The 8532-nt window shown below is 31.2% G+C and carries 5 protein-coding genes; all 5 read right to left on the bottom strand.

Translation table 11 applies throughout. The features are described from left to right. Window positions 1–3691: VCBS domain-containing protein (locus tag BMY33_RS22240; RefSeq protein ID WP_139195722.1), on the bottom strand; the 3691-nt coding region annotated here is incomplete at its 3' end. Window positions 3692–4744: 1053 nt separating this feature from the next. After that, on the bottom strand, window positions 4745–4909 hold the full coding sequence (locus tag BMY33_RS23650; protein ID WP_170837156.1) for a hypothetical protein: 165 nt from the start codon (window positions 4907–4909) through the stop codon (window positions 4745–4747). Window positions 4910–4957: 48 nt separating this feature from the next. Further along, window positions 4958–5122 (bottom strand): hypothetical protein, encoded by a 165-nt coding sequence (locus tag BMY33_RS23645; RefSeq protein WP_170837155.1) that lies wholly within the window; start codon window positions 5120–5122, stop codon window positions 4958–4960. Between the two features lie 459 nt (window positions 5123–5581). Continuing rightward, window positions 5582–6253 (bottom strand): response regulator, encoded by a 672-nt coding sequence (locus BMY33_RS22230; protein ID WP_091412608.1) that lies wholly within the window; start codon window positions 6251–6253, stop codon window positions 5582–5584. Window positions 6254–6362: 109 nt separating this feature from the next. After that, window positions 6363–8420 carry a tetratricopeptide repeat-containing sensor histidine kinase gene (locus BMY33_RS22225; protein ID WP_091412606.1) on the bottom strand — a complete coding sequence of 686 codons (2058 nt, stop codon included), beginning with the start codon at window positions 8418–8420 and terminating at the stop codon, window positions 6363–6365. Window positions 8421–8532 lie beyond the last annotated feature (112 nt).

The following is an 8532-nucleotide window of genomic DNA, read 5'->3' as shown; positions in this document are numbered from 1 at the left end:
TACTGTCGGGATCAAAGTTATCACTCGCGGTAATCTCAGCAAAGTTTGTGTAGTTACCCGTAGCTGTAACAACAGCCGTATAGGTCAATACCAAAGGCGTCGTAGTGGTAACACTAAGTCCACTCCAACTGATCAAACCGCCACTCTCACTTCCGCCATTACTAATACTACCAATAGTCGTATAGCCATCGGGAACCGTATCGCCTACGCCAACACCCGTAGCATTGTTCGCTCCTGCATTACTTACAGTAATACTAAAGGTAACCGTATCACCTGCACTGATCGTTGTACTGCCATCGGCATCAGTCGTTAATACTGCACCTTTACTAAGGGATAAGTCACTGGTTGGATTAACCGTTAACGTTGCACTATTCTGTTCATTAATACATACATTATCAGGGTGCGTTACGATTACATTATATATATTCCCACTAAGGCTTGTTGTAGGATTTGTAATAGTTAAGGTCGCACCATTAAATCCTGTATAAACTCCACCATCTGTAGTACCATCAATATTAGTTCCATTTCTTTGCCATTGATAAATTATAGCTCCAGAAACGTTTGTCGCAGGAGGAATTGTATAATTTGGTGTCCCTGTAACAAAAGTAGTTGTAGATTCGGCAGTTGCAGTTACACTAAATGTAGCCGTTTCTCCAGCATTTACTGTTTCATTTGTAGGAGTTGCTGTTACCGTTAGTTGTGTTGCAACAAACTCATTACCGGTTACTCCATCATAACCGCCTACACCACCAGTTACTAAACCATTTCCATCAAAACCTGTTCCATCTAAAACCCCATCTTCTGGAGTTGTATCAACTCCACCTGATTCTACTACATCATCACAACCATCATTATCACTATCCAAATCCTGACCATTAGGAGTTCCGTCTCCATCAACATCTGTATTACAAGAAGGTGTTAATTCTAAATTAAATTGAAAACTACCAACAAATCCCAAATTAGTATATCTAATTTCTAGATCATCTCCTTTAGTAACATTAAAACTAAAAGAATCATTTGGAGAATCCGAAGCGCCACAACAGAAAGAAGCAAAAACTTCTCTAGTTCCATTAATAAAAAGTTCGAACACATCATCAACATTAAATCCAGTGCTTCCAAAAGTTAGCACTCCATCTATATCAGCTTCACGTTTGAATATCGTTTGGTAATAAGGTTGAAAACCAACATCATCTATATTTGTTCCTACATAACTTGGAGGAACTAAACCTGTACTCGTATTTGTATCAAAAACTCCTGGCGAAGTCTCAGCGTAAGATCCTGATTCATTAAAGCTTAAAGAATTTCCACCTAAAAAAGCCTCTCCAACAAAAGTAGGTGTACCTACAGACCCATTAAGTGTACTATTCTGATTACTATTTCCAAAAGTAGAGCCTACAATTGCAAAATGCCCGCTATAATACTCTGTATCCCAATACCCCATTCCAAAACTACCATCCTCTACTCCATCAGGACTTCCTATAAGCACAGTACTTACATAACATTCATTCTCATCTAGTATCCCATCATTATCATCATCTAAATCTGTCCAATCCGGTTCTCCATCTGTATCAGTATCTACTGCAGATCCATTAATGGTAATTATAAGATTTGCAGCATCTGTATTTGACAAAGCATCTCTTAAGGTATAAGGAATTGTATCAGTTAGTGTTTGTCCTACTAATAAGTTCGCTACTGCTGGATTTGTTTTATCAACCGTATAAACATATGTACCATCTGGGTTAACAGTAATAAATCCATAGGTAGTTGCTACTGTTGTAGCACCAACAACCGGAGTACCGTTTATAGTTATTACAGTTACCCCATTATCTCCTTGCCAAAAAATATCCGAAATACCTGCTATTTGTGTTGCAGGGTCCGCATCCGTTACATCTGGCCCATAATTATAAGATAAGACTAACTGATCTATAGGTCCGTCAAAAGCCACATTAATATTTCCCGTGGCATCTGATGGTATAGCGTTTCCTGTACCATAATACGTATCACCTCCTGCATCAACAATACCACCTGTTATTGTATTTGTATAGGTAACGGGCGTTCCATCTAAAAATCCATGAATTGTTATTTGATCTTGCCAAGTAGTACCCTGAGAATAATCAATATCCGTTACTAAAAACCCTAAATTAAAAACTTCCTGATTAAAGTCAATTTGTAATGATGTATCTAAATTAGGATTTATTGCAGAATTGATACTAAATATCATATATCCTGTGTGTCCTCCATTGGTTGCAGTAGATAAAACACTTTGATTATTTCTTATTCCACTGGGTAAATCTATTACAGTCCCCATTCCTCCTGGATCAGAAGAGGTAAAATCAAGTGTAATACCATCAATAGTTCTAGAAAACCCACCTACAGTTTGATTATCAGTGAATTGACTTTCCCAAACTAACATAGATAATGGTCTATCTAATAAATCCTGACCATTTACACCATCTCCCTCAATAAGATTACTAGTTGCTGTATTGGAAACACAAACAGTCACGCTATTAGTATCATCGACTGCCGTTGGTGGATCATCGACACCATTAATAGTAATCGTTAAAATACCATAATCAAAATTTCCTTCAAGATCTTCTACGGTATATGCAACAATATCATCTAAACTAGTCCCATTCACTAATCCAGCGACTGCCGGATTGTCTGTATTTACCGTATAAGAGTACGATCCGTTTGACTGAATTACAAAAGTTCCATAAAGTGTATTATAACTCGCGCCCACTTCTGATGGAAATACATTTACCTCTGTTACTGATAACACCTCTCCGGGTGTATCATCAACATCATTCGTTAACACATCACCTGTAACAGCAATCATAGAATTAGCTGCGATACTATTATTATCATCAAAAGCTTCTGGTAACCGGGTTATATTAATAATGGTTTGAGATGTTGAGGAACCTCCTGTTGAATCATTTAATGTAATGTCTATCGTTCTCGTTCCTTCGGTATATGGATCTGTTAAATCACCATAAAACATAACCCCTATGAAATCTTCAAAAACACTATTAGGAATCGGATCATTGGTAGTTTCTGTAATCGTAAAGGTAGTTCCTACTTGTGCCACTTCTAAAATAATTCCTCCTCCTCTATCATAAATAAAGGTATTAGAAGCTGTGAAAAAATATAAATCGAAACCAGCGCCACTATTTATTGCCAGTAATTCAGCTGGATCTACAGTTCCACTTACAGTAATGGTAGCACTAGATAAAGTACCTGTATCTGAAGTAATTGCTACATTTCCTCTAGAAACAGCAAAAACATTACCTGTTGTTGGTTCTAAATTATATTCATAATTGTTACCCGCAGTAAACTCATCGAGATCTAAAGTAGGAGGGTCTGATGGTGATCTTGAAGAAAATGACCTATTTGAAAATATAGGTAGTGATTTAGTTTCAAACTCTGTTTTTGATCTACTTCGCAATAATAGTTCATTACCTCTTAAATTATTTTCTTGATCTTGTGGGTAAAAATTCTGATATGCTTCAATTTGAATAATTGATAATTTCTTCTGAGAAAAAACATACGTAGGATTGATAAAACAAACAAAATATAAAACAGATAATAAGAATTTATATTTTCTAGTTTTTTTAAATAATGATTTGACTTCTAGATTATACTTATCTAAAAAAAATAATCGATTAATAATAGTTTTATTATTTACTTTTTGCATCAGTACACCTTAAATTTTAATATTTTTCTTAAAACAATTTCAGTTAATAGTAAATACAAACAGTTGATTATTCTTTACTATTAATAAGCTTAGGATATATATAAGAAGTATCTACTTACGTATATAGTCCTAGAGGAGTACTTAACCATTTAATTGCTTTTCCTTTTTTTAAACTTATAAAAAACCACTTTAGAAAATTTTTGTTTATCGATGAAACAGTGGTTATCCTTAGTCGAAAAGCATTTTTATACAGATCAAGTACTTTAAAGTTTATTATATAAATATGGGTACGGAGTAGGTTTACTTGAGAATTCCTAATATGAAGTAAAATAGAATTAGGAGGTAATTGAAAAAAACAAAGTATTCTCTTTAATAGTTTGTTTAAAAAAAAGTAATGGTCACTTAACCAGAAAATTATAACTACATATATATGTAATGATAGTTTATTCCTTAAAGTAATTATTTTCATACACACCTATTATTATGAGTTTACTTCTTTAATTAAAAATGCATTTCTATATTAAAAAATGTTAGTCGAACTTTAAAAACGAAAAACAACAATAAAAATCATTAAAACAATAACAAATAATTTAAAAAAAATTAACCATAAAAAGACATTATTAAAAATGTTAAAAATTGTCATAAATAGACATGTTAAATTTTAACATAAATCAATTAATACAATAAAAAAACACGATAACATCATTGATTAAATTTTTTAACATTTTAAATTTACTTATATTAATCTGATTATCAACAAATAATAACCTCAAAATTTTTACTTAAAAACCGTAACAACATAATATTGCAAAAAACACAATAAAGAAAGAAAGATAAAATTAAGAGTATTTTCCCTTTAAAATACAATAATAAAAAAAGCTTATTTCCCTTATTTAATCAAGCTTAAAAACATGTTTTACCTCAGGGAATATTCATTTTAATTTTAATTAAAAAAAACTCAAATAACACATAGAATACAACTAATAATTTCAACAAAAAAACCTTCCGGTTAAGGAAGGTTTTACTATTATTTATAAGACAAATATTGTCTAACTACTCACCGGTAATACAAGTACACTGTCCTGTAAAGATATTTCCCTGGACCGTTCCAGGACAATAATCACTACAACTACTCATTACATAATCACCACCGTGTACTGTTTTTTGTGCTTTCTTACTTAATAAGGTTACACCAATAACATTTGCTAATTTTTTCATTTTTAATTTAATTTAAGGTTTACATAAAAAAGATATGGGGTATCTTGATTACTCTCCTGTGATACAAGTGCATTGTCCTGTGAAAATATTACCCTGTACTGTTCCAGGACAATAATCACTACAACTACTCATTACATAATCACCACCGTGTACTGTTTTTTGTGCTTTTTTACTTAGTACAACCACACCTTCTAGATTTGATAACTTCTTCATAATAAAATAAATTTAATTTTTCTGTAAACCATTTTATGACACTTACAGATTGTGTCGAAAATCTATAAAATAATATCTCATTAAAAGATATCATCTATCTCTTTATTTACTAAAAAAAATACTTTGAAAAAAGTTTGTGTGAAGTATTAAAAAGCCCTGTTAATACATCGCTAAATTACTGAATATCAAATACAATAGAGCCCAAAAAATTACGGCTTCACCTCAATTAACAACAGAATTAACTAAAAATAAAATAAGAACACAAAAAATGTTAACAAAAAGTTAATTTAAATAAAAATAAAGGGAAAAATCCCCTGTATAAAAATTAGATTATTTCATTTTTTTTACGTTTAAGACGTCTACATAAGATAAACTCGCAACTAAACGTCACATCAATTCATAAAAAAAGACAGCAAAATAGCTGTCTTTTTTTAATCTTTTCAAAAAATAATTTAAATCCTATACGAAACCTCGTTTACGCGCTTCTTCTAACAATTTCTGATCATCTGCTTTTGCAATAGAAAACATCTCTTTAATTTGATTTTTACGCTTCTCAATTGCACTCAATGACAAACTTACGTAATTAGGTAAATTCTTTGTTTTTACCCCCCTTGATAAGTGATAAAGAATTTTTAAATTCTTTTCATCCAAAGAGAAATTATTGGTCATCATTTTTCTAAAATGATTATTTACCGTAGCGCTATAATAAGGAGTACCGCTAACGATATTATTAAAAGCTAGCAATAACTCACTAGAAGTAAGATCACTTTTTATCAAAAAACCTGATGGATTAATATTCTTTAATATATTATGAATTCTATGATCTTCTCTATGCATGGTTAGAATTATAATCTTTGCCTTAGGCAATAATTCTTTTGCATGCTTCGCTAAATCCTCTCCAGATGTAATCGTTCCATCAGAAGAAGGTGGTAATTTAATGTCCACAAAAAGCATATCATAAGGAGTCGTCTTAGAAGATTTTAGAATATTATCATATGCATCATCACAATTGGATGCGATATCTATTTTAATCTGATATTCTTTTTGATTTTCTCCTAATAAGGTGTTCTTGTATCCCTCAATAATCATTGGATGATCATCAATCATAAGAACTTTTAACTTTTTCTTCATCTTTAAAATTTTGTGTGTCAGTTGTTATCCTATCGGTTCTATATAGTAGTAACTATAGTTATCACCTATTATTATATGGAAAACCAGATCTGATAATTTTTTACATTAATTAAATTGGTATACCAACAGATACTTTCGTACCTGAATCTTGATTACTTATAAAATCTACTACACCATCCATTTGAGTAACTCTAGATGTAATATTTTTTAAACCAATTCCTCTTTTGACCTTACTGCTTTTGAATCCTATTCCATCATCTAAAATAGTAAGATTTATTTTATCATCCACATAATCGAAGTTTATTTTTACGCTTTTTGCACGAGCGTGCTTAAATATATTCTGTAAGGACTCTTGTATAATACGGAACAGATTTACTTTTTTCTGATCATCTACCGTCTCCCAATCTATGTTTTCATCATTAGCAAATGCAAAATCCATTTTATGTACCGTACATAAATCACTCACCAAACTCTCTACTACATCCACATAAGCAATATCAGGTGATAAGGTTTCTGTACCAAGATCATGAGAGATCAATCTAATTTCTCGTTCTATCGATTTTAGCTCATCTATATATTTATTTCTAGCATCCGTAAATCCATCATTAGCTCGCTGATTGATCCCATCAAGACTTAACCGTACGCCAAACAATCTACCCAACACACCATCGTGCAACTCCTCGGACATACGATGTTGTTCTAATTTACGTCCTTCTTCTAATTTTAATTGCTGACTTAGTAGTAAACGATAAATCTCTTGATTGGATTGTTGCTGATTTTGCTCGAATAATAATTCTTTATTACTCTGCTGCTGTTTAAAAATTACATATCCTAATAATGACAATACAGACAATCCTAGAATTGCAAAAATTAAATATTGATTTTCTCGGCTAATTGCTGCAATTTCTTTAGTTTTTTCGGCAGTTTCAAATTCTATTCTTGAAAATTTATCTCGAAACGCCCTCTCTTCTTTTACCAAACTATCGCTTAATTTAATATAAGTTCTTGTATATTCCAGCCCTGTCTTACTGTCTGTGATTTCAGACAACAACTTATAAGACCTAAGCAATTCTTCATTATTACCAATTTCAATTGAAGTATTTTTAGCTCGTTGACCATAATGATTTGCCAAACTATCATTTCCTTCAACCTTATAATATTCGGCTAAATGTAATGAATTAGTTGAGATACCTGCTAAATCATTAATACTATCTCGTTTCCACAAAGCTTTATAAAATGTCCCTAGCACATCTATTTCTTCATCATCAGCTAAAAAATGAACATACGCAAGATTATCTAACAATCTGGCATATCTTGACGGTGTTTTTTCTAATATCTTTTGATATGACAAAGCCTTATTATAATATTTTTTAGCCTCTTCAAATTTATTCTGAGACTTATAAACTGTTCCTATGTTATTATACGAAATGATTATACGCAACGTTTCTTGTTCTGTATTCTTAGCAGATTCAATAGCTAACTCATGATATGTAACGGCATCATCATATCGTTCTAAGTACTTAGCAAGAATACCAAGATTCGTATAACATACTGGTAAATATTTCAAATTTTCAGCAAGTTTAAACTTCTCGATTGCTCTTATCGTAAAATCTTCACTTTTACTGTAATCTTTAACTTTTTGGGAAATCTTGGCAAGATCTGTTAATATTTTCCCATAATCATACGCATAACTTTTCGGGTCTCTAATACCACTCTCTTCAAAAGCCAGATATATCTTTTCTGCTTCATAAAAATTTCTGTAAGCAGAAGTTAAATCATCTTTTCTATAATAAACGCCATTCAAAAAATAGGACCTAGCCATAATTATTGAATCCTTTACGTCGGTAGATATTTCTAAGGTTTTATCATTGAACTTTTTAAAATTTTCTAAATCTTTAAGATGATAATATTGCAGAGTAATTTGAAGAATTTGATTAGCTTTAAAACTATTATCATCTAAAGAAGATGTAATAGCGTAAGCATTTTCCAAACTACTACGCCTTTCTTTAGCAGTATTATTTTTATTTTTAGCTTCCTCAAGATAGTTTTGAATCATCCCAGATTTTAAATCAAACTCGTTACTTTTTTCGGCTAGATCAATACCTCTATCACAGCTTACTACAAATAGAATAGAAAACAAAAACAAAAATTTTACAAACAATTTCATTGATCTTATTATTTATTCATCAATTTAACCAATTAGAACAAAATAAAAAATTAATATATAAAAAAAAGTCTCGATTTTATCGAGACTTTTTTTTATATATTAATGAGTATAA

It is taken from the genome of Aquimarina amphilecti (assembly GCF_900109375.1).
Taxonomy (GTDB): domain Bacteria; phylum Bacteroidota; class Bacteroidia; order Flavobacteriales; family Flavobacteriaceae; genus Aquimarina; species Aquimarina amphilecti.
Note: the sequence above shows the minus strand (reverse complement) of the source record. Positions and strands in the feature narration are given on the sequence as shown.

Excerpts from the sequence above, each read along its gene's own strand:
- BMY33_RS22225 (WP_091412606.1), bottom strand. The coding sequence starts at position 8,420 with ATGAAATTGTTTGTAAAATTTTTGTTTTTGTTTTCTATTCTATTTGTA.
- BMY33_RS22230 (WP_091412608.1), bottom strand. The coding sequence starts at position 6,253 with ATGAAGAAAAAGTTAAAAGTTCTTATGATTGATGATCATCCAATGATT.
- BMY33_RS23645 (WP_170837155.1), bottom strand. The coding sequence starts at position 5,122 with ATGAAGAAGTTATCAAATCTAGAAGGTGTGGTTGTACTAAGTAAAAAA.
- BMY33_RS23650 (WP_170837156.1), bottom strand. The coding sequence starts at position 4,909 with ATGAAAAAATTAGCAAATGTTATTGGTGTAACCTTATTAAGTAAGAAA.